Raw genomic sequence first — 25103 nt, 5'->3', positions numbered from 1 at the left:
CTAACTTCAGGAATAATTAGATGTGCAAAAATTATTGCAAGAAGGCTTGCAATACTGCAAGACCACAAATTTTAGTTTATTGCTTTAGAAAGATAAAATGAGTTTGATGCTATTCGTCAATCTTCATCACCTTCACTTTCCATTCTTTGGGCATAGTTTCCAGGTACTCCCATTTAAATGGCTCATCACTTTCGGCCTCCATCTGATAATATAAAGGCTTGGGATCGTGATCATTGATAAAAACAAATGCTTCGCCGGGCTCAAGCTCGTCAAAAGCATCAAAGACCATATCGTGGCGCTTGGCAGGAGCATGGGGGCGCACGTCAAATGAATTTACGATGGAAACATCTTCGAGGGCCGGATCGGTTTCCTCTTTTTTAGTAACGTGGATAACATATTCGCCCGGCAGGTCTTTCTTGTACGTCCATGTGTATTCGCCATCAAACTTTTTCTCAAATATCTGGCGAATTTCTTCGGGATCTTTCTCAGCGATAATCTCCATGATGTCACCTTCCAGCATCATGCCATAGCGATGAAATACGGAGTACTTCCAATCTTTGCGATTCACTTTTCGCAGATCCATCAACGTTGATACATCTTCGAATTCGCGTCCCTGTGACTCCTCGGTACGTGTTACCCGCACTTTCCATTCCTGTCCACCACGCTGCAGGTATTCCCAACCGACGACATCACCATATATCGATCGAAATTCGTAATAGAGCGGTTTGGGATCGTGATCGTTGATAAAGACAAAGCTGTCTCCCGCCGGCAGTTCCTTAAAGAGCTTCAGCAGTTTTTCGTGTCTTTTAATGGGTATAAGTGAACGTACATCCAGTTCCTGTTCAGTTGTCGCCATAGTAAATTTTTGTCTTAGTGTTAATTATTAGTCTTAATTCTTTGTGGTGCTTAAATAAATCGAAAATTAATTCGGTCTTTTGGGATTCAGCGGTCGCATCGTTATTTCATCAACAAGCATATTATCCGGGGTTTCCAACACCGCTATAATCATGTCTGAAATATCATTTGGTTGCAACATATTGGAATGAGATTCAATACCCGACTCTGCAAAAAAGTCGGTTTCAATAGAACCCGGATGAATAGCGCTCAATTTGATGCCGTCATATCTGAGCTCTTTGCGTAGTGCTTTGGTAAAGCCCTGAATCCCAAACTTGGTCGTACAATAAGCTGAGCTTTCTGATCTTCCGGTCAACCCTAAAATAGAGCCAACATTAATGATATGAGTCACATTCTGGCTCTGCTTCATGAGTGGAACTACCGAAGAAGTCAGCTGATACATACCATTCAGATTCGTATCCATCATTTTTTGCCACTCTTCGAATGGCAGTTCCTCAATTTTACCAAAATTACCGGCACCGGCATTGTTGATCAAAATAGCAGGAGTATGATCCGCAGAAAATGTAGAATCAAACCAATGACTTACTCTTTCTCTATTTGTAATATCCAGTGCTACCGGTATAAAATTATCACCATGTGTATCCTTAAGAGCATCCAGTGTCTTGGTACTGCGGGCAAGTCCATATACAATAACTCCTTTGTTTATCAAGGATTTAGCTGTTGCAAGGCCGAGCCCACGGCTTGCACCGGTAACAATTGCTGTAGCCGAATCTAAATTCATATTCCTTTTGATGTGTGATTAGTTTTTATCAATAAGTATTTTTAGGCATAGCCATTTATTTGTGAAGTTCTCAATTTTACAAGCTCTATAAGCAAAGAGTCGAGATCCGAATCGCCTATATATTCTTCAATATTTTGCATGCTTTTTAGAGCATCGGGAGTTAAGCTGTAATAATCGATTCGTTGTTCCATCATCTTATCGGTATCCTAAGTTTAAAATTATCTATCCGCCAATAGTTATTCCCAGATATGCCGCTGTTACACCCGCAGAAAAAGCCACCAGATGCATGATCATTGTTACTTTCTTTACCATGGGATTCTGTTTTCCGTGGCAGTCTGCATTACTTCCTTTCGATTTACCTCCACCCATAACCAGCGGAGCAGCATAGTAAATGCTGAAAAGTAGGGTCGCTGCTCCTAACTTCCACAGCATGCGGTTACCAATAGGTGTGCCTGTTAGCACTGACCAATCCAACAGACCACGATAACCCATATTATACAGGCCGGTGAGCAGAATAATCGGAATCAGCCAGAATACAATCTTGCGAACCCGTTTTCGAATAGGTGGCATTAACTCATTTGCCGATATCGAGGCTACACGAGAAGAAACGGGTCGCAGAATTAGAAATATGAAAAACATCCAGCCCAGCCAGAATACACCGGTAAAAATATGAATAGCCGTAGCAGCATAATGTATTTGTGGGGTCCAAAAACTCATGCAACTTTATCCCTAATCATTTTCGGTTTTATTATGTTTTTCCATCTCATCAAGGGCCAAAGCTGCATGGGCATAGGCGCCACCGGCACGCATCTCGGAAGCCACCCAAATAGCCTCCATAATTTCTTCGTTTGTAGCATCCTTTTTCTTGGCCTGCTTGGTATGTCCTTTAATGCAATAGGGGCATTGGGTAACATGAGCCACTGCTACCGCAATAAGCTGCTTGGTCTTTTCATTAAGGGCTCCTTCTTTAAATACTTCTTTGCTAAAATTCCGAAAAGCTTTTACCTGATCAGGAGCTAAGCTCGCTCGCTTTTTTGACATTTCAGGTGTTGCCGGTGGAAATATAGTTTCCTTGTCAGTACTCATAATTTTGTTTCGTTTTATACTTTATTTGTGTTCTCTCCATACCGTTCTGGCTGTCGAGCAAACTTTGTTACTATCCAGGTCTCTAATAGTATGCACGAAAGTTTGTTCGTAATCTGCCGGCTCAACCAAGGATTCAATGGTATGGCCATATTTTGCTTCTCCCACAAAATTACCGTCTATAGCATGCAAATAACAGTTATCTATTATCTCGTCAGGTATGGTTTCCATTGTCCATTGTAAATATTGCAGATTGTTTACGTGCTCATTTGAGTCCATGTCAAAGCGATGAATAACAAATTCATTCCGGTATGTTGCCACATCAAGAGCTTCTACTTCGGTGCTATCCACTTCGATACTTTCTTCGGGATTGATCTCCCATCTTTCCAGTATTTCATCAAAAATTCTGGTGGGTCTTCTTCTTTCTATATCAAAAAACAGCCAGTATCCTTTTGCTCTTCCAATAATATTGCCTTCTTCATCGATAATTAGGTTTTCCCGGGTACCCCTGAACGTTCTGAAGCTCGATAACCATGTTTTGATGGTAATTTCTTCTTTGTATCTGGGATAACGCTCCATCACCATACGTCCTGATAGCAGCACCCAACCTATATTTTTCTCGAGCAGGTCATATAAACTATGTCCTATATCCAGGCAATGATCGGCAGCGGTTTCTTCCAGCAGCGTTAAAATAGTAACAGGAGTAGCTTCTCCACGTTGACCCATCTCGAAATATCGTAAGTCAAACTCCTTTTCAAACATTTTAGGTTTCTTAATTAGAAAGAGCCCACCTCAGAGGTGGACTCTTTTTTTGTAATAGGATTACTCTTTATACGTCAACACGCGACCCCAGAGGCTCTTCGTGCCCCAGATACCGCGACGGAGCGTTTCGAGCTGCACAATCTGACTGTGATCCACGAACATATTGACTTCGGGACCGTAATTCTTGATATACCATGCGAATACTTCGGGATCGGCCGCTTCGAACATCAGCTTTTCCAAGCCGATTTCGTTAATGAATGCGGCCGGGACATCAGTTCTCCAGGGATCAGCATTTTCAGTAATGCCTTCCGATTCAATCATGATCATATAGGCCCCGGCGTCTACAAAACGCTTGGCCTGTTTGACGGCATAACTGGTATCAAGCGTACCTTCGGATTCCAGTTCGCCCTGGGCCGTATCGCCGCCGGCTCCAAACTGAATACCGATTTCCGGTTTTGCTTTGAGTCCAGCATCCTGCACTTTCTCGATCAGACGAAGCCAGTCATCAGTGGGCAGGGTAATAAATCCCGCCGAAAGCTCAATAATATCAAAACCATAATCTTTGCAGGTATCGATATACTGGTCAACGGCGTCTTTGCCCTGTGTAAGCACGTACTCCATAAATCCGCCGGTGGATACCAACGCGTCGTGATCGTGGGCAATTTCGATAAGCTCTTGTACGGCCGGTTTGGGCATAATGGAGAACGATCCGCCTGAAAACTTCAGCGAATCCACATGTTCACCCATCGTTTCCATGATATCATTGAGATATCGCTTGCCCATTACCGCGTAGTACGGACCACGAATCTCTGTAACGCCTGTTTTGCGTGGTTTGGGTTCTCGTTCGTTTTTATTGAGGAAATCGAATGTTTTTTCGTCGGCCATAACAGCCACCTTTTATTTATTTTGTTGGGATACGGAAACCGTATCCGCATAATTCAAATATTCTTTAAGATTCTAATTTTACTTTTATTAACAGTTCCATCAGATCCGAAACCGAATGCTGCTCAAAATTCTTAACTGTTTCAACAATCTGATTACGTAATTCTTTGGATGTATAGGGCTCGGCTAATCCTTCAAATTTTTGAATGATCGTATCCCAGCTCATGGGACGCGTATGAAAACCTTCATAATCACGCTTTTCAATGGAATGGGTCTCACCATTTTTGAGATGCACCGTCAGTTTTGTCGGCATTTCATCGGGAAAGCGATCGCTGTACTCCTGCTTGGGTGAAACCTTCACTTTTTGTAACAACGACTGAATGTCATCAGCCTCAATGCGATCCTTCTCGTATTGTTCCGGCATCACTTGTCCGTCGAGCAAGGCCGCCGAAACCATATACTGCAAGCTGTGATCAGCTTCCTCCTTCGCTCGTACGATCGTCTTATCGCCTTCCTCTCCGCCCCCGATAATGTGGTAGGCTACATCAAAAATCTCGATATTGATATCTTCTACTTCATCAGCCGTAAAACCATATTTCTTTTTTAACTCAATCATCCCCTCAATAGACGACTGGGAATGGATCTCGGCGTTATATTTTTTAATGATCGTATCAGTAACACGCTCCAGATCTTCACTTGACCAATCAATCGAAAATTCACCGGCAATGGAATCCATAAATCCTTTATTGCCCTCGAAAACGGCGGGCGGACCGGTAATGCCATATTTGGCCAGCAGTGCGGCATGAGTCCCACCGAAGGCGGTATGCGGATAAGCGAGTCCTTTCCAGTTTGAAAGGGCGCCAGTACGGGTAACCCGTAGCGCATTCAGTGCTGTACCAGAAATAGCGATAGCATTAGCCGTTTTTTCTTCATCCAGTCCCAACGCCTTTGAGACACTGGCTGCCACGGCATAGGCCCCCTGTGTTGTGTGGTCAAATCCCTTATCGCGCACGGGCGCCTCATCACTCAGTCGACACTGCACCTGGTAAGCAACGCCGAGTGCTGTCAAGAATTCCTTGCCATTGAGATCGGTAGTTTCTCCCGCCGCTAAAATAGATCCGATATTATCGCTCGGGTGACAGGTCTCTCCTTTGGCCAAGTAGCTGTCATTAAAATCCAGATAGCGGACAAGTGCGCTGTTATAGAGTGCCGCGCGATCGGGTGTCGTTTTACCACCACCAATGAGCGTGCTCTGTTCCGAACCGCCAAAGTCATCCAGCATTCTTCGGATCCCCATCACCGGCGGACCTTCAATGGCTCCAATAGCTGTTCCCAGTGAATCCAACAGACGAATTTTAAGCTGTTCTTTTGCTTGTTCTGACAGATGATCAAATGAACTCTTGGCGATAAATTCTGATAATTCATGAACAATCATAAGCTCTCCTCTTTATGAGACTTCCGTTGATATAATTACACAAAATCATTCTAATAATTTTCTCGTTTTATAACCGTGCTTATCTTTTTAATATCATGTTTTAAATTCATTTTGGATGATCTTAGAAAACTGTATCCGAAAAAATCGTACGGTATCATTGATAAACGATGTAATAATTTTCCCCATAGTCCCTATTTTTTTATATATAAGTAATTAATACTATTTTATCTTCAAATATGCAGTGTTAAGCATCTCTATAGGATTATACATTTAATTTTAATCTGTAGGGATATCATAGGTACAGGAATAATCACCCTCAGCAATATAGCTGGTCCGTTCTGCATTCTCATTAAATAATTTCTTATAAAACATTTCTTCCAGTTTACAGGGTAACCGTGTTTCTTTGATAACTTCGCTAAAGGGACAGTTACACTCTTTTACCGTCAGCGACTCTTCACTTTCATCAAAATCAAACTCTGGCATAAACCCCTCCTCTTCCAGCATCTGCATTAATAATTTAACTTTTGATTCCAGATCTTTGGCCGACGAATTTTTTATTCGCTCTTGCGCTTCTTCAAGTCGTTGATTCCAGAAATCTTCAAAAAAATCCTCGACCAGTTGTTCACTGCCCTTTGATTTAAGATAGTTAATAATATTACGAATAAGCTTCGACTCGGAAGATGGATAAAGGCTGTTCCCTTTAGAGGTCAACTGATACTGCAGGCTTGGGCGACCCGGTCCCGAACGCACATAATCTCGTTCTACATATCCATCGCGTTCTAACTGCAAAAAGTGTTCGCGCAGGGTTGTTTTAGCCAGATCGATCTCTTCCACGGCCTCATCAATAGAAAGAGTTCCCTTGCGTTTAATTAAATCAACAATCTGCTTTTTTGAACCGGTAAACATAATAGATGTTATTTTTAATATTTGAGACCACAAGTTAGATATATTCTTAACTTTTGGCTTTTATCTCTTCTTTTATACGCGGCAGAATCTCATCTTCCTCCACCTTAAACTGTTCTTTTAATTGAGAAAACAGGATGTTAAAATTTTCATTTTGAATCCGCAGTGTTGAACACGCATTCCCGGGATTATCGAACTGGTTTCCTTTATCCCGTATAGTATTCATCAGGTGCCGAAGCCGACGCTGATCTCGGTTAATTACATTGAACGATTTTTCTAATTTTTGGATCGTCCCGTGACTCAGATTGTTATTACTATTACTTTTAAGCCGCTTGATTAACGGGAAAAACTTTTCCTGTTCAAAGGTATAATACATACCGAGCACTTCTCTGAATTTGTCAAAATACCACTTCATCGTTTTAAGCCATGGATACTGATTTCCATGTATTTTACGGATACGGGGAAAGTTTTCGTCTAACTCATCCAAAAGTGATCGATTGGGGGTGATAAACGAGTCTTCCAGGTATGTAATCCATTTAGTCAGTGGAGAATCCTCATCAGGAGCTGAATCTATTTTATTGTTCGAAGCTTCCCCATTCGTCGTTGAACTATGTTTCTTTAACCACTGCAACACTTCAACCTCACTCCATTTACGATCTTGACAAACCGACCGAAGCGTTTCTTGCTCATGTTCGGACAGTGATAAACCGATAGAAGCAAGCAGTTCACCCGCTTCACTATCCGAACAAACTATTTCTGAAATAGTGGCTTCGGGAGTGAGTTTTGAAAGGGATTGATCAGCATTCATAACATCATTTGGTCAATTTGGTTTGTTTTCAATCCATCCCTAAGATATCGATGATTTTATGGCAAGTCAATAAAAAAGGTTAAAACCGTTTTTATAGTTGATATTAATTTTAGGGACTGCTACCTTTGGAGTGAAGCAATTGAAATCGAGTAGTATTTAGCAGCTATGGCGTATGTTGTAACCGATCCATGCATCCAATGTAAGCATACCAACTGCGCGGCGGTTTGTCCGGTTGATGCGTTCAGGGAAGGGCCCAATTTCTTAGTCATTGATCCCATTGAATGCATCGATTGTGATGCTTGCGTGGCCGAATGTCCCGAAGAGGCTATTTATCCCGACGATGAGGTACCAATGGAGTGGGAAGATTATATCGAATTGAATGAACGGCTTTCTGAAGAATGGACTAATCACGTTATCAACCAAGCCAAAGAGGCTCTGCCAAATGCTGAGAAGTGGAGCGGAAAAGAAAATAAACGTGAACAGCTAATTGAAAGCTGGGAAGAAGAAAAAGCAGTAAAATAATTAAACTAACACACGGACACGGCACGCCGTGTCTCAACAAATAAAATTTTTAAAATAATGCCTGATACAGTAGAAGAAATCGACGTTCGAAAAATACCTCCCCACAAGAAGCATTCTACCATTTTTGATACCTACGATGCGCTGGATGTGGGAGAATCTTTTATTATTATAAATGATCACGATCCCAAACCGTTAGGCTACCAAATGTCTGCTGTACATGGAGAGGACAATTTTAGCTGGGAATATCTTAAAGAAGGTCCTGAAGTCTGGAAAGTACATATCGGCAAAACCGCTGAATAACGAATTATGGATTCTACTCCCATAGATAGACGCAAGATAGTCCGGCAACTCCGCGAAGTCATTGATCCCGAACTGGGAGTCAACATTGTGGATTTGGGACTGGTATATGACATCTTGATTGACGATGGCAAGGTAGAACTTGAATATACCGTCACCACGCCGGGCTGTCCCATGCGTCGATATCTGCAACAGCAAATTGAAGAAACGCTTGAATCAATGGAAGGGGTCGAAGAATACGAGACAAAACTGGTTTGGGAACCGGAATGGAATGTAGATATGATTAAAGAAGACGTAGAGTTTTTTGCCCATCCCCCACCGAGGCAATGAATTAAAGTTAACAGCCAATCAAAATAAAACCGGCACAGTTTTTTCCTGAATTTTGATTCCAATATCAATACATGAAATCCCCAAGGACACCTACATATATTTTAGTAAGCCTGCTGTTTTTTGCAGCCATTGGTCTTATTACGGGACTTTATTCAGGGCTGCTGCGCATTGGCTTTTTATCGGATATGGCCCCCCGACAAATTTCTCCATTTTCCCACGGCCCACTAATGATAAACGGCTTTTTAGGTACATTAATTGGATTGGAACGAGCTGCCGCGCTTGAAAAAAAGTGGGCGTATTTTGCTCCGGTATTAATGGCTGTTTCTACCCTTCTCCTATTGGGCGGGCTGCAACTGTCCGGACAATGGCTCATGTTGTTGGGAGCTCTGGGCTTGACTTATGTGATGTGCTATCTGTATTACCTGCAACCCAAAATTTATCACCTGATAATGGCTCTGGGAGCGGCCTCACTACTGGCAGGGAATATCCTTTATGTACTCCATTTTCCTATTTATGAGCTGGTTACCTGGTGGGCGGCTTTCCCGATGCTGACAATCTTTGGCGAACGATTGGAACTTAACCGTATCATGCGCCCCCCAAAACGTGCCCAACAGCTTTTCACCACACTTATTTTGCTATGGATTTGCACCCTTGTTCTCACTCATTTAGATCGCTCCACCGGCTGGATTCTTGCCTCCCTGTTACTGATCGGAGTTTCTGCCTGGCTAATTAAATACGATGTTGCCCGGCGTACCATCAAATCCGTAGCCTGGACACGCTATAGCGCCATCAGTCTGCTTACAGGATACGGCTGGCTCATCCTAACAGGGTTATTTGGACTCTGGCAAGGTCTTCCTACAGCCGGTCCCATTTACGATGCACTGCTGCACATGCTTTTTGTGGGATTTGTATTCAGCATGATATTCGCTCACGCCTCCGTTATCATTCCCTCACTTTCTGGGAAACTGGTGCCCTACCACAAATATTTTTACCTACCCCTTATTTTGCTACATCTATTTCTACTGATGCGTGTGATAGGCGACATCGCCTGGTGGCCTGTTATCAGAAAAGTTGGCAGCTATGGAAATGTAATAGCAATTTTGCTGTTTTTGGGAGGGATCGGTTTTCAACTAATTAAAGAAACTCGGATTAAAAAAACTGAACGTAAATCAACAACAAATCAATAACATCAATTAAAACCTTATATTAATATGCCTACTAAACAAGCAAATGCACAATGGAACGGAGATCTAAAAAACGGAAATGGAACCATGGAGTTGGGAAGTGGATCTTTTCAAGGGAACTACTCTTTCGCTTCACGATTCGAAGATGGAGATGGCACTAATCCCGAAGAGCTTATTGGAGCCGCCCATGCAGGATGCTTTTCCATGGCTCTTTCCAATGAATTGGCCGAAGCGGGATATAATCCCAAATCTGTCAAAACAAAAGCTGAAGTTACCTTCGAAGTTACCGATGACGGACCAGCGATTACTGGTATTAAACTTATTTGTGCAGCTGACATACCAAACATTGATACAGATCATTTTAAAGAAATTGCTGAAGGTGCAAAAGATAATTGCCCAGTTTCTAAAGCATTGGCTGGCACTGATATCTCCCTGGAAGCAAGCCTGCTTTAATGGCTATTTTATACTGTATAGAACGAAATACTTTCGTATCTTATATGCTTGAAAATATTAACCTAAGAATTACACAAATTTATGACACGTTTTGCACCCTATTTATTATCACTGATGTTGCTATTCGTCACTGCCTGTGGCGGTGGATCTGACCAGCAGCAAGCTGAAGATCAGACAGCCGATACCCAAGCGACCGAACAGGCTGACGACATTCGTACTATCGAAATGGTCGGTATTGATCGAATGAAATTCGTCGTTGATGGCGAAGAAGAAGGTATTACTACTGGTGAAAAAATGGGCGACTATGTATTGCTCAAGACCATAACTGCCGCACCCGGTGAAGAACTTCGTGTTCGTCTATATACCGAAAGTGATCTGCCGGCATCTGCCATGGCTCACAACTTTGTACTACTTACCATGAATGCTGATGCTGCAGCCTTTGCAAACGCTGCTTCCAAAGCACGTGATAACGAGTACATTCCTTCCGACAGGGAAGATCAGATTATTGCTCATACCGATCTTGCTGCCGGTGGAGAAACGGTTGAAGTTACGTTTACCGCTCCCGAAGAAACCGGAGAATATGAGTATCTCTGCAGTTTTCCCGGTCACTATTCAGGCGGTATGAAAGGAATGCTTAAGGTAGAAGAATAACCTTCTTTTACGTTTATTTTCTTTACTGAAGGCGACTGATATTCTCAGTCGCCTTTTTTATTTCTATAAGGTTATCTAACACAGGAAATAAATTCTCATGTATTATTTATCGGTTTTTATTCATATAACCTCAGCTATTTTCTGGATTGGCGGCATGCTCTTTACAGCCGGAGTACTCGTCCCAGCAACACGTCACAAACTACTCAAAAATAAGAAGGGCGAATTTTTTACGCTTGTCGGTAAAAAGTTCAGCCGCATTTCCTGGATATTATTTGTGGTGCTCATTATAACCGGCATTACCAATTTATTAACCCGGGGATATACGGTTGAAGAACTGCTTACCGGATCGTTCTGGATGGAGGTCTTTGGCGGATATCTATTTATAAAATTACTTGTATTTGGATTAGTACTGATCGTAAGTGGATTTCACGATTTTTATGCCGGTCCCAAAGCGGCTGAGCTTATGGATCAACAGCCCGATCATCCCGAAACAAAGCGAATACGCAAAATTTCGAGTTGGCTGGGGCGCCTTAACTTAGTACTGGGATTGATCATCCTCTATTATGCCATGCGCTTGCTAAGAGGGTAATTAGTAGAGTATCAAATGAAAAGTAATGAGTAACAAGTAATTTTTTTCTACTTCTTATTCGTCACTTTTTACTCATCAATTATTATAACTCACGGCCCGATTCCAGTGCAGCCCAATGAAAAGAGCAACGGCTCCCACTTCCAACAAACGACCTAATATTATAACAGATGGATTCAAAATATTTAGATGGGATGCCACATTAATTAAAATACCAAGATTCAACATCCCAACCATTGCCAATGCCAGCTTTGGATTTCCTCTCGATTTCGTTTTCAAGTAGCGTGGCAAAATCCAGTAGGCCGTACCCATGGTAAGCTGAATAATCCAGCCGAAAATACTCATTTCAATATGGATTGTAAGCAGGCTCCATACCGAAGAATACTCGGGATACACCTTGCTGATTAAAATCAGTGCTCCGATAACAAATCCTGCCAACATATATAGCATCGAAGCTTTGATCATCAAGCGACTGGGGGTAGGCATAGCTTTTTTCCTTACCGAATATTAGGAGTTAGAATTCAAACTTAAAACTATCGGTGTCATGATGAACTTTTTCAACATTTATAAGTATTTAAAAGAGAATATGAAACAAACCTGTCGGCACATCGAAGTTCAGGATGACAAGGAACTTAATTAATTATTGCCGCTTGTATTCTGTGATTTCTGTCGTTTTCGTTTCTTCTTGCGTTGCCTGCGTCGCTGCTCTTTGGATTGGATGCGGGGCCACAGTTCAATAATATAAGCCAGTGCTGCCGCTACCTGGCTTACCGCTGATATCACAATCAATACACTCCATACCGATCCCGTAATCAAATACGTAGCAGGTTCTGCAATTACACGGAGCAATAATCCCATATTCAGAAAAATGTATGTGAGCCACCCCCAAAGTTGTGCTTTAAATCCTTCTTCGCGGGTTCGACCGGGAAACATCCATATGGATACCCCAAAGATAATCTGCGTAATCCAACCGACCATCAACAGGTGCCAAAAAAGGGGCACTATCCCTGGAAATTGCAACCAGTTAAATTCAGCTGCTAATCCCAATAACAGCGAAGCTAAAAAGTAAATAAGTCCCGTTTTAATAAATACGCGTGCTATTCTTGGCATGACGGATCAAAGTCTTGAGGTTCGTTGCGATCACATTTTTTGCAATTCAATTTATTTCCGAGGCGGCTCTGTCTGCCCTCTTCTGTTGTTACCCAGGGGCGCAGCATCCACGGGGGATTGTGCCGCACGTGCTGATTATGTCCGCACTTAAGCTCGGCTACCCAGTCGTCTTCTTCGTCTTTGTGGAATCCTATAATGGGTTGCTCCATTACAGCTATTTTTCTAACCTTGCCGTAGAAATTGGTTCGCGATAGTTCGAGTGACAATCTACACAGCCTTGCTGAGTTATGCGGTAATGCTCAAGCACTTTCTGCATATTTTGTTCAACAGCCGCTATTCGCATCGAATCCGCATGATGATGTACGACCATATCAAAATTCACAAACTGCTGCATTTCTTCTCCCAAAGTTGACTTCACCAACTTTTTATCCTCTGGCGTCATCGTCGGGTGATCGGATATATTTCCCGCCCCTTCCTCAATCATCCCAAAATCTTCAGTATAAATTCCGCGATCAACCTGCTGAATATCCGTTAAAAGTTGTTGCATCATCGGTACCAGCGGCATTGTTTCAGGTTGGCTGGCTTTTTGCTGTGGGAACCAACTCCATCCCATTACACTTATTGAAAAACCCAATAGAACTACTAAGATCAATATAGATCGCTTCATCTTCTTATCACTTTTTTGGAATTATTCTTTCTAAATCAAGTTCTTGAATTGAGCTAACTGCCGCTTCCATCGCTCCTTCTGTGCATAAGCCACTCATCGAGGCATCTTTAAATCCATCGCGCGCCGCTTCAATGCAAGCTTTTCGAACCAATTCAGCCAATTCCCTTTCTGTATATTGTTGATCAGTATTTGACATAATTAGTCCTCGCTATTTTGATCAAACTTACCATCCATCGCCATCCGTGTACTGAATGAATTTGCAATATTTACAGCTAATTCCTTTGCGTAGTCAGCCCGATTGCCTTCAAAATGCTCATCTACCGTTTCGATAAACAGGCCTACCCACCGACCAAAATCGTCACGCTCAATCGGTAGTGGCAGGTGCTCGCGAAACGGACGTCCTTTATACCGCTCGGTTCGAAATAACATCTTCGACCAAAAGTCCACCATCTTGGGAAGGTGCTCATCCCAATCCACATCGGCAACCTCATTAAAAACATGTCCCAGCCGCTCATCTTCTTCTACCTTCGCATAGAAAGCATGAACTAAAGTAGTAATATCTTCTTCATTTTGAATATCCTGCATAATCCTAATTATGAATTTTCTTTGGGGATTGGGTTAGCTTAATCCAATAGATAGTTACAGTTAAAATGGGAAGTATTGCGCCTATTGCCAAGGCATCTATAATCCAGGTGCCTGAAAGTACCTGAGGCCAAACGCCGGTAAACATGAGCAAAGTAATGAGTGTAACAAGTATAGAAACACCGATAATGTAAAAAAAATTATTTGGAACCATTGATCGGTTATTAAACCAGGCAAAAGCCAATAACGTCAACCCTCCCAGCAAAAGAATATGTAGGTAGAGTACGCGCAATCCGGGATCGGACAGCCAAAACGAGCTTGGTACTACCGAAGCCCCCAGCTGCATGACACCTTTCAGGCTCAACAATGCTACCGGCCAAATCCAGATCGGATGTTTCCATTTGCCAGATCTAAAAATAGCACCCATTACCAACAACAAACCAATGGCTGCCAGTCCGCCGCCAAAACGCGCCGTACCCAGCAGTATGGGCGTAAGCAGTGATTCGGATATCCCATATGGAAACGTCAGCGGCGCTCCAATAGCAATAGCTCCCAATGCAAACTGCGGGGAAGTCCACCAGTTTTGGTCATCAATCTTAAGTTCACTTATCAAAATACCGCATATCACTAATACCACCCATCCCTCAGTAAATGCTGCAAGGAAAAAGTGCGTCATGCTTTTCATCAATAGGTGCGATTGCGGGGCCCACTCCTGAATAACAGCCACTCCCCATGCACCGAGTGAGCAGACCACCAATAAAATAAGTGCCCCATCAATCCAAGGCAGACTTTCATCATCCTGAAGTGACGAGCGGCTTTGCCAATAACCAATTATAAATCCATACCAGCTGATCATAACGAAGCCAGAAAAAATAACTGATAGCGGCAACGTAGCGGATCCGAGGGCCACGGGACGGTATCCGTAGAACAGGAAAAAAGGATAAGCCATTAATCCAAAAAACAAGATTGCAGCAATAGAATATCTCATCCAGCTGATACCTTTTGCTACATCATCCGTTTTGTCAATAATTTTTTGCATGATGATATACAACGGAAGCGGCACTGCCCACCCAAAGAACATGAGATGTGAATGAGCATGACGGATATTCCCCAATGACAGCTCTCCGGGGACCCACCCTATCATTCCCAACCGATACAAAAAGCCCGTTAATCCTGCCAGCACAAAACAGGCTACTGAAGCATGCCACAGCCATTGGTTGTTCAAATAGTTGTCATCAGAAAAATTATTATGCTCGGACACCTGTTTTCCAATCCTTTCTAAATTGTCTTTTTACTTCACTTACAATCCTAAACTATCCTGCCCTTTTTTCATCCTCAACCATTGTACCCCTGACATCCACGGCATAAGCTCCCTGCCCTTCAGGTAACACATATAAGGGATTCATTTCCAACTCATCAATATTTGGCATTTCTTCTCCCAGCTGTGACAGTCGCATCAAATATTTGATTACCGTTTCACGATCAGCTGGTGGTTGATTACGCCACCCCTTGAGTTTAATTCCAGCACGCGTAGCATCTATCAATTTTTCAGCCTGCAAGCGGTTCAACGGAGCAATAGCAGATTCAACATCCTGAAGAAGTTCTACATCTGTACCTCCCGTTCCAAACAACACCATTGGCCCAAACTGTGTATCTCGACGAACTCCCATAATTACCTCTTGTCCGCCGGTCAGCATTTTCTGAACCTGCACGCCCTCCATATCTACGTCTGCGGACTTGGCTGACTGCCTGATCTCTTTCCATGCTGATTGTACGTCATCAGAATTGCGAAGCCCTAACTTTACCCCGTTGACCTCCGTTTTATGCGAAACCGATTCAGACATCAACTTCAAAACTACAGGATATCCAATAGATTCAGCAGCTTTAATTGCCTCCTTCTCATTTCGGGCATTTTTTTCGGGAGGGAACGCAATGCCATATTCCTGGAGCAACGATTTCCAATCATTTTTTGAGACATCCTTTTGTACTTCATCCTCATCAAAATCAGTAAATCGTTCAGGTGTTTGCTGAGGGATATCGAGCCACTCTTTGCGCTTAACCATGGCCGCCAGCACTGAAGCTACACGCTCCGGAAAAGCGACATTCGGAATTTTTCGTTTATGCAGTATTGTTAGGGCCTCTTCTACCGAGGCTTTTCCCATTATAGATGTAATTACCGGCTTGTCATGAACGCCCGCAACTTCGCCCACCACCTCAGCCAAACTGGCTGGCAAAAACCAATCCTGCGGGGCTTGTATAACCACAACCGAATCCACCGTTTCGTCAGTAAGTAATGCATCTAACGCCACCGCATAGGTCCCCGGCCCAGAACCCGCCAATACATCCACAGGATTGCTTACGCTTGCCGCTTTAGGAAGGCGCGATTCCAAATAATTTTTAGTCTCTGTTGTTAATTCAGCCAGTTCTAATCCTACGTTCTCCAATGCGTCAACGGCCAGAATAGCTGGCCCTCCGGCATTGGTAAGCACCGCGACATTTTTTCCTTTTGGGAGTGGTTGCCAAGCCAAAGCCCGCGCCCAGTCAAACATCTCCTCCATCGTACTCGCTTGCTGTACACCAGCTCGATCAAAAGCAGCTTCATAGGCTTCCGTACTCCCGGCCAGCGCTCCCGTATGCGACGCCACCGCTCGGGCACCGCCCTCCCCACGGCCCCCTTTCAACGCTACTACCGGTTTATCTTTTGCTGCTCTTTGGGCTACTTCCATAAATGCTTTTCCATCCGAAACACCTTCGATATATGCGGTAATTACCCGGGTCTGATCATCTTCATGTAGCGCTCTAATCATCTGTGTTTCATTAATATCAACCTGATTGCCCAGGCTCACAATTCTCGAAAATCCTACGCCAGCGCCACGTGCCCAGTCGATCACCGAGGCCACCATTGCTCCCGATTGCGAACAAAATCCAATTTCTCCTGACTCGGGCATTCCAGTTACAAAAGTTGTATTCACCGGAGTATGGGTATCGATTGTGCCAATACAGTTGGGACCGATAAAATTAATATCCCATTTGTCGGCAACTCTTTTAAGCTCTTTCTCCAGCTTCTGACCTTCTTCTCCGGTCTCACTAAATCCACCGCTAATTACAATCGCATGTTTGATACCCCGCTGCCCGCATTGCTTTATAATCTTAGGAACAACTGGCGCTGGCACAATGATAATAGCTAAATCTACAGGATCGGGCACCTCATCTACAGAAGAATAGCACGGCAGATCCAAGATCTCAGATGCCGATTTGTTAATCGGATAAATCCCACCCTGGTACCGATATTCCTTAAGATTTCGAACCACCCCGTATCCCAATTTATGTGGATTTCGAGAAGCTCCAATGACTGCAACACCCTGCGGCTTGAAGAATGGACTAAGCATTTTAGATGCAATTAATATTTAAGAGTTATTTGTCTTATTTTACCGTTAATATTATACTTTGTCAAAGACAAAACACTTCTTTTTATTCAAAAATATAAACTCGAATCGGCATAATATTCACTATGGAAACTTCGTCCCTTTCTCCTTTTCAAACAGATACCATCATCGAACCTTTTCGCATCCGATCGGTAGAACCCATTCGGTTTACGACCATGGAAGAGCGCGAACAACTGCTCAAAGAGGCAGGCTACAATCCTTTTCTACTGAAAGCGAAAGACGTGCTCATTGATCTGCTCACCGACAGCGGCACCGGGGCAATGTCATCCAAACAGTGGGCGCGTATGATTGAAAGTGATGAGTCATACGCCGGATCTTCCTCCTTTTATAAGCTGGAATCAGCCGTACAGGATATTACCGGATTCAAACATCTTATTCCTACTCATCAAGGACGCGCCGCAGAAAATATTTTCTTTACGACCATTGCCGGTGAAGACGATGTCATCCCCAGCAACACCCATTTCGACACTACCCGCGCCCATGTTGAGCATGCCGGCGCTGAGGCACGCGACCTCGTTATCGACGAAGGTAAACAACCGCAAAGTGATCATCCTTTTAAAGGAAATATGAATCTGGACAAGCTGGAAGAAACCATTCAGAAAGTTGATTCCGAAAATATTCCTGTTATTATGATTACCGTAACGAATAATTCAGGGGGCGGACAGCCGGTAAGCATGGCCAACATAAAAGGAGTTTCGGAAATCGCTCGAAAACATGACATTCCGTTCTTTATTGATGCCTGCCGATTTGCAGAAAACGCCTGGTTTATCAAAACGCGTGAAGATGGTTTTAGTGATAAAAAACCTATAGAAATTGCTCAAGAGATGTTTAGCTATGCCGACGGCTGCACCATGAGTGCAAAAAAAGACGGGATGGCAAATATTGGCGGTTTCTTAGCATTAAACAGTGATGAACTGGCATCCGAATGCCGCAACCTTGAAATTCTTACTGAGGGATTTCCCACCTATGGTGGCATGGCCGGCTACGATATGGAGGCTGTTGCACAAGGACTTTATGAAGCCCTTGATCCCGACTATCTCCGCTATCGCATTCGTTCTATCAGCTATCTTGGAGATAAACTAACGGATGCCGGTATTCCTATTGTTCAACCTACCGGCGGACATGCGGTATATCTGGATGCCAAGGAGATTCTTTCCCATATCCCACCGACGGAATATCCCGCGTGGTCATTTAATAATGCACTTTATTTACTGGGAGGCATTCGCGGTGTAGAAATCGGCACCGTAATGTTTGGTAAGCAACCCGATGGCTCTGAAAAACCGGCTGCCATGGAACTCGTACGCTTAGCCTTCCCGCGTCGCATGTACACTCAAAGTCATGTAGATTATTTGGCTGAAGTGATTATCTCTGCCTATAAACAGCGCGATAAGTTAGGCGGATATAAAATTATTGACAGTCCAGATGTTCTAAGACATTTCTCGGCCCGACTGAAACCAATTGCAGAGTAATAAAAGTTAAACTTGTTTAACAAAATAAACCTTAATTCATCTGTGGATTATTTTGTTCTCAAAACAGAAATAACACCGCGACAAAATAATGGGGTTTTAAGAAAAGAGAGGGGGTTAAAAAAGAAAAGGCCCTGCGGTTGCAGAGCTCTTTTTTGATCAACTGTTTATAACATAAGGGTATTACCCTATACAGAACAAGTCTTTCTCCTATTTGCTCATTAATATACAACTAATCTATAATTAATAATAGATTATATATAATTATCAACCCTTTATTATTAGGTATGAAGTTTAGATAACATAAGAAATTATATTTTATATATATCCTTTTGTGCTTGAAAGTAGAGAATAAAGATGAAAATGGTTTTGACTTTATTTATACCTTGAAGAAATTTCCCAGTATCGATATTGTTATTTACAAAAACGTTATTAGTCTTCTGTTACCTTAAATACAGACTCAAATATTGGTTTTAATCAAATTTCTCTTTGCAGATGAGCGGTTACCAAGAGCTGTTGCCTGACAAGACACTCCGAAATATAGTTGACTGTTATTGGATCTCGGATTCTAACAGCAAACAGTCACTGCATATTCTTCCCGATAGCTGTACAGATCTGATATTTAATTTTGGGAGTGCTGTTTCATCTGCGGAAAAGCAAGCGGACTTATCAAAAGAAAGTATATCGGCAGTAGGGATGATGACCAGATACAAAAAGTCGTCGTAACTCCCGATACCAGGCTTGTGGGCATTCGCTTTAAAACCGGGACCATGAGTCCGTTAACCTCCGTTCCTCTTCATAAATTTAAGGATATAAATGTCGGGGCCTATGATATATTTCCCAGTTTAAACGAATCAATCTGGGAAAGGATGGTCGGCCTGGAATCCCGGAAGCAACTATCCTCAGAATTAGATCAACTAATTTTTAGGATGAAAAGTAAATCCGATAACAAGTTTGATTCTATTCCTGCCGCCGCGGTTCAATATATTAGAGAACATAAGGGAAATATTATAATTGACGATTTAACCAACAATTTTGGCATTAGTAAGCGACAGTTCGAGCGACGTTTCCGATCAGCTATTGGAGTTAGCATGAAAAGTTATGCCCGAATAGTTCGATTTCTCCATATAAAATCATTAATAAAGGAAAAACCTCAGGAAAGCCTGCTCAATATTGCCTTTGATAACGGCTACTATGATCATGCCCATCTGACCAGAGATTTCAAAAAAATGGCCGGATCTATGCCCTCTGAAATGCGATGATGTCGTTTTTTTACAAAGCTTCATTCTGTTAAATCAATTAACTTGAGAGAAAATAACCGCAACTACACAATACCTATTATTTATTATGAAGCTCCAATCCCTTACCCCAAATTTGATGGTTGAAGATGTAAATAAAACAATAGAGTTTTACACGGACATTCTTGATTTTGAGGTTCTTCAAACAGTTCCAGAAGAAGGAGTTTTGGAATGGGCAATGGTACGCAGAGATGATGTTTCCCTTATGTTCCAAAAGACAGAATCCATCAGGGATGAATACCCCGAACTCAAAGGCCAACAAAGCGGCGGTGCATTAACGCTTTACATTAAAGTGGAGGACTTTGAAGGTTTATATCAGGAAATAAAGGATGAAGTCAATCTAATAAAGAAAATGCACGAAACCTTTTACGGGGCTAGCGAGTTTGCAATTCAAGATCCAAATAGCTTTATCCTGACCTTTTCAGATGTCTTAGAATGATGAATATTATAGAATACAGAGAATTCTGCCTTTCTTTTCCCGGTGCGGAAGAAAGCTTTCCCTTTGACGAGGAGACCTTAGTCTTTAAGGTAAAAGGCAAGATGTTCAGTGCAACCGACGTTGATAGCTTTGAGCTAATTAATGTAAAATGCGATCCGGTAAAAGCAATTAAACTCCGGGAAAAATATCCTTTTGTCATCCCCGGTTATCATATGAATAAAAAGCACTGGAATAGTATTAAGATGGATCATCCGGTACCGGACGGCTTGCTAAAAGAGTGGATCTCGAATTCATACCAATTGGTAGTTGCCAAACTACCAAAGAAAACTCAGGAAGAGCTAAAATCTTTATAAGTTATGGAAGAGATCGCTTTTTACTTCATTATTTGTCGTTATAAGAAATGAAGCTGACATCAAGACAGGACAAAAATAAACCATCCCAAGCAGAACTTGGGATGGAAAAGTTGAGGGGTAATTAAAAAGTAATCAATAATCAACTTATCGCTTCTTAAAGCGTGACTGGAAGAATCGAAGATACTCCGGCTCATAATCAAAAGCGAGTCCGGTGATATCCTCACGCTGCTGGTAAACCGCTTCGACCGATTCAGCGACCACATCCATGTGGGCTTGTGTATATACGCGCCGTGGAATCGTCAAGCGGACCAATTCCAAATCAGGATAATTATGTTTACCTGTTTCGGGATCACGTCCTGCAGAAACAACACCGCGTTCCATGCTTCGAATACCGGCATCCAAATACAGTTCGGCAGCCAGCGTCTGTGCAGGCAACTCATCCTGACTTAGGTGCGGCAGAATCTTCTTGGCATTTAAAAACACACCGTGACTTCCAATCGGCCGCACAACCGGCACGCCCATGTCAATCAGCTTTTCGCCCAAGTACTGCACCTGTCCAACGCGGGCACGAATGTGATCTTCATCTACCGACTCCGTAATACCAATCGCCAGCGCCTCCATATCACGCCCGGCCATTCCGCCGTAAGTATGCAATCCCTCATAAACCACTACCATATTTTGTGCTTTTCGGAAAAGCTCTTCGTCGTTAAGCGCCAAAAATCCGCCGATATTTACCAGCGCATCCTTCTTGGCACTCATGGTAGCACCATCAGTAAGCGAACAAATCTCATGCACTATATCCTTGACAGGAGTATCCCCATAACCTTCCTCACGTTGCTTAATGAAATACGCATTTTCGGCCACGCGGGTCATATCATGGATAATCGGGATATCATACCTGTTTGTCAGCTCACGTACTTCTTTCAAATTGGACATCGAAATAGGCTGTCCACCAGCCATATTTACTGATGTAGCAATGGATACATATGGGATTTTATCCGGTCCTTTCTCTTTTATAAGATCTTCGAGCTTATTGAGGTCTACATTCGCCTTGAATGGATGCTCATTCTCCGGATCATGCGCCTCATCAATGATCACATCCACAAACGTACCGCCCGCCAGTTCCTGGTGCAGCTTTGTTGTGGTGAAATACATATTGCCGGGCACAAAATCGCCATCATCAATCATCAGCTGAGAAATCATGTGCTCAGCCCCACGCCCCTGGTGGGTAGGAACGACATGATCATATCCATAATATTTTTGTATTGCTTCTTCGAGGTGATAGAAATTCTCACTGCCGGCATAAGCCTCATCTCCCATCATCATTCCTGCCCATTGGCGATCACTCATTGCCGAAGTCCCGCTATCGGTTAAAAGATCGATATACACATCGCGCGATCGCAACAGAAACGTATTGTAACCGGCTTCTTTAATTGCTTTTTCCCGTTCCTCACGACTAATCATCTGAACCGGTTCCACCATCTTAATTTTGTATGGTTCGGCCCAAGACCTTTCTCGATTATCTGTCATAATTATATCATATTCTAAGTTTCCAATTTCTAATTTACACTCCAACAGAAATGCGTTCTTCGTAAGTATTCACAATAGATTCCAAACGCTGCTTCTGCTCGGATACAGTAAACGAAATTGACGACAGATTTTCATCCTGAAAAGGCTCTGAATTTGCAATTTTTAAACAATATTCCATCCCCTCTTCCAGATTCTTCTGGAACTTTTGCAATTTCTTTAATCCCGATTCACCATCCAGCTGTTCGGCCAGCTCATCAACGTAATCGACATACAACGCAATCTCCTTTGCAAACATATGGGGACGCTCTTCGTCTGCAAGCGATTCGCTACGACCGTAGATATGATCCGCCATCTCACGAAGCGAATACTCACCATCATAATAGGCAATATTCGGTCCCGGACAGATCGCTTGAGGAGCACGATGTTCTGCCAGAATTCCTAAATTTATAAGTGCACCATTACCCAAGTGATCGCACAAGCATGCTTTACCCAGCACTTTCTCTCGCTTTTTCTCTTTTTTATCCTCGGGCATCTCACTTTGTGCTATTTCATCAAGCTTAAGCAGCTGATACTGCGTTGAAGCCGTACAAATAGGCTGCTCGGTAAATTCTGTATTGGATTTCAAAAATCCCTTGGGACAGGGTGATCCCGGCTTACCTTTTTCGATTCGTTCTTGATGCCACTGTTCGGATCCTGTATCTCTTACGTTATTAAACGGTACCCCTAATGGAGAAACTCCACTTAGGTATAACTCTTTTTCACCCGCATTTTCCAGCAGCTGACGTGTGGGTTTATCCACGGTTGTAGCTTCGGGCACCAGCAAGAATGGACTACCCCAACCGGTGGCATCCATCTCAAAATCATTCAGCAGACGATCGGCTTCACCACTAACGCCAATACCGCCCTGAACCGTAAGTCGCGGCTCAATAATTTCCCAATTATCCGGAAAGCCATCAGCATTTTCTTCGTAATATTTTTCAATGAGTGGCTGCACTGCTTTTGTAAGCTGATCACGTTTTTCGCAGAATTCATGAAGCAAACTCGGCATCAAATGTCCATCAGATGGAAACGCATGTCCCCCACAGTTCAATCCGGACTCGATGCGATATTCAAAAACCTCCAAACCCTTTTTGGCCAAATATTTGCCCTGTATCAGCGCTGACCGAAAATCACTCACTTTTAGGATAATTTTCTTTTTGATCTCCCCTTTTGCATCCCGGTAAAAATCCTTGAACTCCGTGATATAATTATAGAGGCGCGGGTTAAATCCGGCTGATAGAACCAGACTGGATGAAACTTTGCTTTTTGCATATCCGCGAAGAGCCGCACTGGCATCACTAAACTCCTTACTCATCGGAGCACCACCTTTAGTATAATTCAGCTTATCGACCTTGGCCATGATATTTACGTCAATGGAACCGGCATTCATCATCCGAGAAAGTTCGCACGACAGGCGATCGCGCAAGCTGCCCTCTTCGGTACTCATCAGCTGATTATACTTTTCTTTTAACGTACTGCTGTCGGGTAGCATCTCGAAATACTTCGACTTCTCGTTCTTCTCAAAAAAAGGTTGATTCTTTATAGCCGAGAACTTCTTGTCGACAATTTCCTTCACCGTATCCAAGTAAGCAGTTATTCGTCGGGCACGGCCATCTTCAACATTACGTGCTATATTATTGTATTCGAAATCATACTTCTTGCAATAATGCTTGCGTATTTTTTCAACCAGCAGATCATCAACAATAGAGATTACTGAATTAATACCGTACGGGCCGACCCTGATAGGTGAATCAATAGAATGACCGGTTCCCATTACGGGGATCGAAAAGTTATGAGGAGAATGGGACATGACTTTACTATTCTTAGATATAAAAATTTATGTGCATTTATATAATATAATACTACACAATAATGCAGCGTATTGCGTAGATAACGTAACTTTGGTTTATGCTAATTCTTTTTCCAACTCAAGCGCTTTTGGAAAAAGAATATTATTTTCAAGGTGAATGTGTTTATGCAGATCTTTTTCGAAACCCTCCAAGTTCTCATATAGCAATCGATAGGTAGTGCAAGCATCTTCAGGTGGAGTAAAATTGTTGCTTAACCTGCTTATTTTTGCCATCGAGGTGCCCGCTTCGTCATGCTCCTCTTCCATCATTGCAATAGGATTTGCAGCCTCTCCAAATTCTGGTTTTTCAGGCTTAGTTCCTTTCTTCTCTGCCTCTACCAACTGCTTAATATAAGGGAACAAAATACGTTCCTCTTTGTCCAGATGGTTGAATATTTCGGTATGCAGCATTGTAAACTCATAATAAATCTCATTCAACTCCTCGTGGCGGTCTCCGTGTACTTCAGCAACCTTTTTTGCATACTTGCCAATTTCAGGTAATTTATTTCGGGTAAATTCATGGTGATTGTTGACAATATAATCCACCAGAAAATCCAGCGACCACTGATCATAATTATTCTCTTTCGATCCGGCATTATTTAACTGATCCAAGGCTTGAATAACCTCACTGGGATTGATCTCCTTATTCCCACAAGCCTCTTCAATTGTACGATTTCCACCACAACAGAAATCCAATCCATATTCTTGAAATACCTGTGCTGTTCTGTAATCATCTTTAACAATCTGTCCGATTGTTCGTTCTTTTGTAATACTCATAATTGTACTCTAATA

The 25103-nt window shown here is 42.7% G+C and carries 33 protein-coding genes; 12 read left to right on the top strand and 21 right to left on the bottom strand.

Translation table 11 applies throughout. From position 1 onward, the window contains the following. Nucleotides 1-109: 109 nt before the first annotated feature. From ACQ4LT_RS09840 to ACQ4LT_RS09795, 10 genes are all read right to left on the bottom strand, one after another. A complete protein-coding gene (locus ACQ4LT_RS09840; RefSeq protein WP_445665866.1) occupies nt 110-856 on the bottom strand; it encodes a DUF2249 domain-containing protein in 747 nt (248 codons plus the stop codon). Nucleotides 857-922: 66 nt separating this feature from the next. Next, nucleotides 923-1636 carry an SDR family oxidoreductase gene (locus tag ACQ4LT_RS09835; protein ID WP_445665865.1) on the bottom strand — a complete coding sequence of 238 codons (714 nt, stop codon included), beginning with the start codon at nt 1634-1636 and terminating at the stop codon, nt 923-925. 41 nt (nt 1637-1677) lie between these two features. Further along, nucleotides 1678-1830 carry a hypothetical protein gene (locus ACQ4LT_RS09830; RefSeq protein ID WP_445665864.1) on the bottom strand — a complete coding sequence of 51 codons (153 nt, stop codon included), beginning with the start codon at nt 1828-1830 and terminating at the stop codon, nt 1678-1680. Nucleotides 1831-1858: 28 nt separating this feature from the next. Then, on the bottom strand, nt 1859-2353 hold the full coding sequence (locus tag ACQ4LT_RS09825; RefSeq protein WP_445665863.1) for a hypothetical protein: 495 nt from the start codon (nt 2351-2353) through the stop codon (nt 1859-1861). Nucleotides 2354-2365: 12 nt separating this feature from the next. After that, nucleotides 2366-2722: a carboxymuconolactone decarboxylase family protein gene (locus tag ACQ4LT_RS09820; RefSeq protein ID WP_445665862.1), complete on the bottom strand. Its 357-nt coding sequence runs from the start codon at nt 2720-2722 to the stop codon at nt 2366-2368. A 21-nt stretch (nt 2723-2743) separates the two neighbouring features. Beyond that, a complete protein-coding gene (locus tag ACQ4LT_RS09815) occupies nt 2744-3481 on the bottom strand; it encodes an acyl-[acyl-carrier-protein] thioesterase (protein WP_445665861.1) in 738 nt (245 codons plus the stop codon). Nucleotides 3482-3541: 60 nt separating this feature from the next. Further along, nucleotides 3542-4366, bottom strand: a complete 825-nt coding sequence (locus ACQ4LT_RS09810; protein WP_445665860.1) for a phosphosulfolactate synthase — start codon at nt 4364-4366, stop codon at nt 3542-3544. Between the two features lie 64 nt (nt 4367-4430). Further along, nucleotides 4431-5798 (bottom strand): MmgE/PrpD family protein, encoded by a 1368-nt coding sequence (locus ACQ4LT_RS09805; protein WP_445665859.1) that lies wholly within the window; start codon nt 5796-5798, stop codon nt 4431-4433. Nucleotides 5799-6074: 276 nt separating this feature from the next. After that, on the bottom strand, nt 6075-6704 hold the full coding sequence (locus ACQ4LT_RS09800) for a helix-turn-helix transcriptional regulator (protein WP_445665858.1): 630 nt from the start codon (nt 6702-6704) through the stop codon (nt 6075-6077). A 46-nt stretch (nt 6705-6750) separates the two neighbouring features. Next, nucleotides 6751-7509 (bottom strand): hypothetical protein, encoded by a 759-nt coding sequence (locus tag ACQ4LT_RS09795; RefSeq protein ID WP_445665857.1) that lies wholly within the window; start codon nt 7507-7509, stop codon nt 6751-6753. 165 nt (nt 7510-7674) lie between these two features. Here ACQ4LT_RS09795 and ACQ4LT_RS09790 point away from each other — a divergent pair, with 165 nt between their 5' ends. The 7 genes from ACQ4LT_RS09790 (at nt 7675) to ACQ4LT_RS09760 (ending at nt 11535) form a co-directional block, all read left to right on the top strand. Continuing rightward, nucleotides 7675-8031, top strand: coding sequence for a ferredoxin family protein (locus tag ACQ4LT_RS09790; protein ID WP_445665856.1), 357 nt, complete (start codon nt 7675-7677; stop codon nt 8029-8031). 57 nt (nt 8032-8088) lie between these two features. Further along, entirely contained in the window at nt 8089-8331 is a 243-nt protein-coding gene (locus ACQ4LT_RS09785) for a DUF2249 domain-containing protein (protein WP_445665855.1), read from the top strand. Between the two features lie 6 nt (nt 8332-8337). Next, complete coding sequence (locus ACQ4LT_RS09780) at nt 8338-8658, top strand: metal-sulfur cluster assembly factor (RefSeq protein WP_445665854.1); 321 nt, start codon at nt 8338-8340, stop codon at nt 8656-8658. Nucleotides 8659-8729: 71 nt separating this feature from the next. Continuing rightward, a complete protein-coding gene (locus tag ACQ4LT_RS09775; RefSeq protein ID WP_445665853.1) occupies nt 8730-9845 on the top strand; it encodes a hypothetical protein in 1116 nt (371 codons plus the stop codon). Nucleotides 9846-9869: 24 nt separating this feature from the next. After that, on the top strand, nt 9870-10295 hold the full coding sequence (locus ACQ4LT_RS09770; protein ID WP_445665852.1) for an OsmC family protein: 426 nt from the start codon (nt 9870-9872) through the stop codon (nt 10293-10295). Nucleotides 10296-10376: 81 nt separating this feature from the next. Then, nucleotides 10377-10946 carry a plastocyanin/azurin family copper-binding protein gene (locus tag ACQ4LT_RS09765; RefSeq protein ID WP_445665851.1) on the top strand — a complete coding sequence of 190 codons (570 nt, stop codon included), beginning with the start codon at nt 10377-10379 and terminating at the stop codon, nt 10944-10946. Between the two features lie 97 nt (nt 10947-11043). Further along, nucleotides 11044-11535 carry a DUF4149 domain-containing protein gene (locus tag ACQ4LT_RS09760; protein ID WP_445665850.1) on the top strand — a complete coding sequence of 164 codons (492 nt, stop codon included), beginning with the start codon at nt 11044-11046 and terminating at the stop codon, nt 11533-11535. Between the two features lie 75 nt (nt 11536-11610). On the opposite strand, the gene ACQ4LT_RS09755 is transcribed toward ACQ4LT_RS09760, so the two are convergent. The 8 genes from ACQ4LT_RS09755 to ACQ4LT_RS09720 form a co-directional block, all read right to left on the bottom strand. Then, nucleotides 11611-12018: a cbb3-type cytochrome c oxidase subunit I gene (locus ACQ4LT_RS09755; RefSeq protein WP_445665849.1), complete on the bottom strand. Its 408-nt coding sequence runs from the start codon at nt 12016-12018 to the stop codon at nt 11611-11613. Nucleotides 12019-12168: 150 nt separating this feature from the next. Further along, nucleotides 12169-12642 (bottom strand): hypothetical protein, encoded by a 474-nt coding sequence (locus ACQ4LT_RS09750; protein WP_445665848.1) that lies wholly within the window; start codon nt 12640-12642, stop codon nt 12169-12171. Beyond that, nucleotides 12630-12851 (bottom strand): DUF3565 domain-containing protein, encoded by a 222-nt coding sequence (locus ACQ4LT_RS09745; protein WP_445665847.1) that lies wholly within the window; start codon nt 12849-12851, stop codon nt 12630-12632. Before ACQ4LT_RS09745 ends, ACQ4LT_RS09750 begins: the two co-directional genes overlap by 13 nt. Nucleotides 12852-12856: 5 nt before the next feature. After that, the gene (locus ACQ4LT_RS09740; protein ID WP_445665846.1) at nt 12857-13309 is read right to left on the bottom strand and encodes a hypothetical protein; all 453 of its coding nucleotides are present in this window, start codon (nt 13307-13309) and stop codon (nt 12857-12859) included. Nucleotides 13310-13316: 7 nt separating this feature from the next. Continuing rightward, entirely contained in the window at nt 13317-13505 is a 189-nt protein-coding gene (locus tag ACQ4LT_RS09735) for an acetyltransferase (protein ID WP_445665845.1), read from the bottom strand. Between the two features lie 2 nt (nt 13506-13507). Then, nucleotides 13508-13894 carry a group III truncated hemoglobin gene (locus ACQ4LT_RS09730; protein ID WP_445665844.1) on the bottom strand — a complete coding sequence of 129 codons (387 nt, stop codon included), beginning with the start codon at nt 13892-13894 and terminating at the stop codon, nt 13508-13510. A 4-nt stretch (nt 13895-13898) separates the two neighbouring features. After that, entirely contained in the window at nt 13899-15152 is a 1254-nt protein-coding gene (locus ACQ4LT_RS09725) for a hypothetical protein (protein ID WP_445665843.1), read from the bottom strand. Between the two features lie 52 nt (nt 15153-15204). Beyond that, entirely contained in the window at nt 15205-17280 is a 2076-nt protein-coding gene (locus tag ACQ4LT_RS09720) for an acetate--CoA ligase family protein (RefSeq protein WP_445665842.1), read from the bottom strand. Nucleotides 17281-17402: 122 nt separating this feature from the next. Here ACQ4LT_RS09720 and ACQ4LT_RS09715 point away from each other — a divergent pair, with 122 nt between their 5' ends. From ACQ4LT_RS09715 to ACQ4LT_RS09695, 5 genes are all read left to right on the top strand, one after another. Continuing rightward, nucleotides 17403-18806 (top strand): tryptophanase, encoded by a 1404-nt coding sequence (locus ACQ4LT_RS09715; protein ID WP_445665841.1) that lies wholly within the window; start codon nt 17403-17405, stop codon nt 18804-18806. 492 nt (nt 18807-19298) lie between these two features. Beyond that, nucleotides 19299-19529 carry a DUF6597 domain-containing transcriptional factor gene (locus ACQ4LT_RS09710; RefSeq protein WP_445665840.1) on the top strand — a complete coding sequence of 77 codons (231 nt, stop codon included), beginning with the start codon at nt 19299-19301 and terminating at the stop codon, nt 19527-19529. A gap of 203 nt (nt 19530-19732) precedes the next feature. After that, nucleotides 19733-20065, top strand: coding sequence for a helix-turn-helix domain-containing protein (locus tag ACQ4LT_RS09705; protein WP_445665839.1), 333 nt, complete (start codon nt 19733-19735; stop codon nt 20063-20065). Between the two features lie 85 nt (nt 20066-20150). Next, a complete protein-coding gene (locus tag ACQ4LT_RS09700) occupies nt 20151-20540 on the top strand; it encodes a VOC family protein (RefSeq protein ID WP_445665838.1) in 390 nt (129 codons plus the stop codon). After that, nucleotides 20540-20893: an MmcQ/YjbR family DNA-binding protein gene (locus ACQ4LT_RS09695; protein ID WP_445665921.1), complete on the top strand. Its 354-nt coding sequence runs from the start codon at nt 20540-20542 to the stop codon at nt 20891-20893. The genes ACQ4LT_RS09700 and ACQ4LT_RS09695 overlap by 1 nt, the downstream gene beginning before the upstream one ends. Before the next feature lie 144 nt (nt 20894-21037). Here ACQ4LT_RS09695 and ACQ4LT_RS09690 read toward each other — a convergent pair whose 3' ends face one another. The 3 genes from ACQ4LT_RS09690 to ric all read right to left on the bottom strand — a co-directional run bounded on the left by ACQ4LT_RS09690 (nt 21038) and on the right by ric (nt 25088). Further along, nucleotides 21038-22423, bottom strand: coding sequence for a tyrosine phenol-lyase (locus ACQ4LT_RS09690; protein WP_445665837.1), 1386 nt, complete (start codon nt 22421-22423; stop codon nt 21038-21040). Between the two features lie 34 nt (nt 22424-22457). Next, entirely contained in the window at nt 22458-24272 is a 1815-nt protein-coding gene (locus tag ACQ4LT_RS09685) for a hypothetical protein (protein WP_445665836.1), read from the bottom strand. Nucleotides 24273-24368: 96 nt separating this feature from the next. Further along, nucleotides 24369-25088: an iron-sulfur cluster repair di-iron protein gene (ric, locus tag ACQ4LT_RS09680; protein WP_445665835.1), complete on the bottom strand. Its 720-nt coding sequence runs from the start codon at nt 25086-25088 to the stop codon at nt 24369-24371. Between the last annotated feature and the right edge of the window lie 15 nt (nt 25089-25103).

The organism is Fodinibius sp. AD559 (genome assembly GCF_052712805.1).
This window is presented reverse-complemented; position numbering and strand designations above follow the sequence as displayed.

Excerpts from the sequence above, each read along its gene's own strand:
- ACQ4LT_RS09710 (WP_445665840.1), top strand. The coding sequence starts at position 19,299 with ATGAGCGGTTACCAAGAGCTGTTGCCTGACAAGACACTCCGAAATATA.
- ACQ4LT_RS09805 (WP_445665859.1), bottom strand. The coding sequence starts at position 5,798 with ATGATTGTTCATGAATTATCAGAATTTATCGCCAAGAGTTCATTTGAT.
- ACQ4LT_RS09695 (WP_445665921.1), top strand. The coding sequence starts at position 20,540 with ATGAATATTATAGAATACAGAGAATTCTGCCTTTCTTTTCCCGGTGCG.
- ACQ4LT_RS09775 (WP_445665853.1), top strand. The coding sequence starts at position 8,730 with ATGAAATCCCCAAGGACACCTACATATATTTTAGTAAGCCTGCTGTTT.
- ACQ4LT_RS09790 (WP_445665856.1), top strand. The coding sequence starts at position 7,675 with ATGGCGTATGTTGTAACCGATCCATGCATCCAATGTAAGCATACCAAC.
- ACQ4LT_RS09760 (WP_445665850.1), top strand. The coding sequence starts at position 11,044 with ATGTATTATTTATCGGTTTTTATTCATATAACCTCAGCTATTTTCTGG.
- ACQ4LT_RS09795 (WP_445665857.1), bottom strand. The coding sequence starts at position 7,509 with ATGAATGCTGATCAATCCCTTTCAAAACTCACTCCCGAAGCCACTATT.
- ACQ4LT_RS09720 (WP_445665842.1), bottom strand. The coding sequence starts at position 17,280 with ATGCTTAGTCCATTCTTCAAGCCGCAGGGTGTTGCAGTCATTGGAGCT.
- ACQ4LT_RS09835 (WP_445665865.1), bottom strand. The coding sequence starts at position 1,636 with ATGAATTTAGATTCGGCTACAGCAATTGTTACCGGTGCAAGCCGTGGG.
- ACQ4LT_RS09755 (WP_445665849.1), bottom strand. The coding sequence starts at position 12,018 with ATGCCTACCCCCAGTCGCTTGATGATCAAAGCTTCGATGCTATATATG.
- ACQ4LT_RS09830 (WP_445665864.1), bottom strand. The coding sequence starts at position 1,830 with ATGATGGAACAACGAATCGATTATTACAGCTTAACTCCCGATGCTCTA.
- ACQ4LT_RS09820 (WP_445665862.1), bottom strand. The coding sequence starts at position 2,722 with ATGAGTACTGACAAGGAAACTATATTTCCACCGGCAACACCTGAAATG.
- ACQ4LT_RS09785 (WP_445665855.1), top strand. The coding sequence starts at position 8,089 with ATGCCTGATACAGTAGAAGAAATCGACGTTCGAAAAATACCTCCCCAC.
- ACQ4LT_RS09780 (WP_445665854.1), top strand. The coding sequence starts at position 8,338 with ATGGATTCTACTCCCATAGATAGACGCAAGATAGTCCGGCAACTCCGC.
- ACQ4LT_RS09685 (WP_445665836.1), bottom strand. The coding sequence starts at position 24,272 with ATGTCCCATTCTCCTCATAACTTTTCGATCCCCGTAATGGGAACCGGT.
- ACQ4LT_RS09825 (WP_445665863.1), bottom strand. The coding sequence starts at position 2,353 with ATGAGTTTTTGGACCCCACAAATACATTATGCTGCTACGGCTATTCAT.
- ACQ4LT_RS09700 (WP_445665838.1), top strand. The coding sequence starts at position 20,151 with ATGAAGCTCCAATCCCTTACCCCAAATTTGATGGTTGAAGATGTAAAT.
- ACQ4LT_RS09705 (WP_445665839.1), top strand. The coding sequence starts at position 19,733 with ATGAAAAGTAAATCCGATAACAAGTTTGATTCTATTCCTGCCGCCGCG.
- ACQ4LT_RS09840 (WP_445665866.1), bottom strand. The coding sequence starts at position 856 with ATGGCGACAACTGAACAGGAACTGGATGTACGTTCACTTATACCCATT.
- ACQ4LT_RS09800 (WP_445665858.1), bottom strand. The coding sequence starts at position 6,704 with ATGTTTACCGGTTCAAAAAAGCAGATTGTTGATTTAATTAAACGCAAG.
- ACQ4LT_RS09770 (WP_445665852.1), top strand. The coding sequence starts at position 9,870 with ATGCCTACTAAACAAGCAAATGCACAATGGAACGGAGATCTAAAAAAC.
- ACQ4LT_RS09690 (WP_445665837.1), bottom strand. The coding sequence starts at position 22,423 with ATGACAGATAATCGAGAAAGGTCTTGGGCCGAACCATACAAAATTAAG.
- ACQ4LT_RS09750 (WP_445665848.1), bottom strand. The coding sequence starts at position 12,642 with ATGCCAAGAATAGCACGCGTATTTATTAAAACGGGACTTATTTACTTT.
- ACQ4LT_RS09715 (WP_445665841.1), top strand. The coding sequence starts at position 17,403 with ATGGAAACTTCGTCCCTTTCTCCTTTTCAAACAGATACCATCATCGAA.
- ACQ4LT_RS09815 (WP_445665861.1), bottom strand. The coding sequence starts at position 3,481 with ATGTTTGAAAAGGAGTTTGACTTACGATATTTCGAGATGGGTCAACGT.
- ACQ4LT_RS09745 (WP_445665847.1), bottom strand. The coding sequence starts at position 12,851 with ATGGAGCAACCCATTATAGGATTCCACAAAGACGAAGAAGACGACTGG.
- ACQ4LT_RS09735 (WP_445665845.1), bottom strand. The coding sequence starts at position 13,505 with ATGTCAAATACTGATCAACAATATACAGAAAGGGAATTGGCTGAATTG.
- ric (WP_445665835.1), bottom strand. The coding sequence starts at position 25,088 with ATGAGTATTACAAAAGAACGAACAATCGGACAGATTGTTAAAGATGAT.
- ACQ4LT_RS09730 (WP_445665844.1), bottom strand. The coding sequence starts at position 13,894 with ATGCAGGATATTCAAAATGAAGAAGATATTACTACTTTAGTTCATGCT.
- ACQ4LT_RS09740 (WP_445665846.1), bottom strand. The coding sequence starts at position 13,309 with ATGAAGCGATCTATATTGATCTTAGTAGTTCTATTGGGTTTTTCAATA.
- ACQ4LT_RS09765 (WP_445665851.1), top strand. The coding sequence starts at position 10,377 with ATGACACGTTTTGCACCCTATTTATTATCACTGATGTTGCTATTCGTC.
- ACQ4LT_RS09810 (WP_445665860.1), bottom strand. The coding sequence starts at position 4,366 with ATGGCCGACGAAAAAACATTCGATTTCCTCAATAAAAACGAACGAGAA.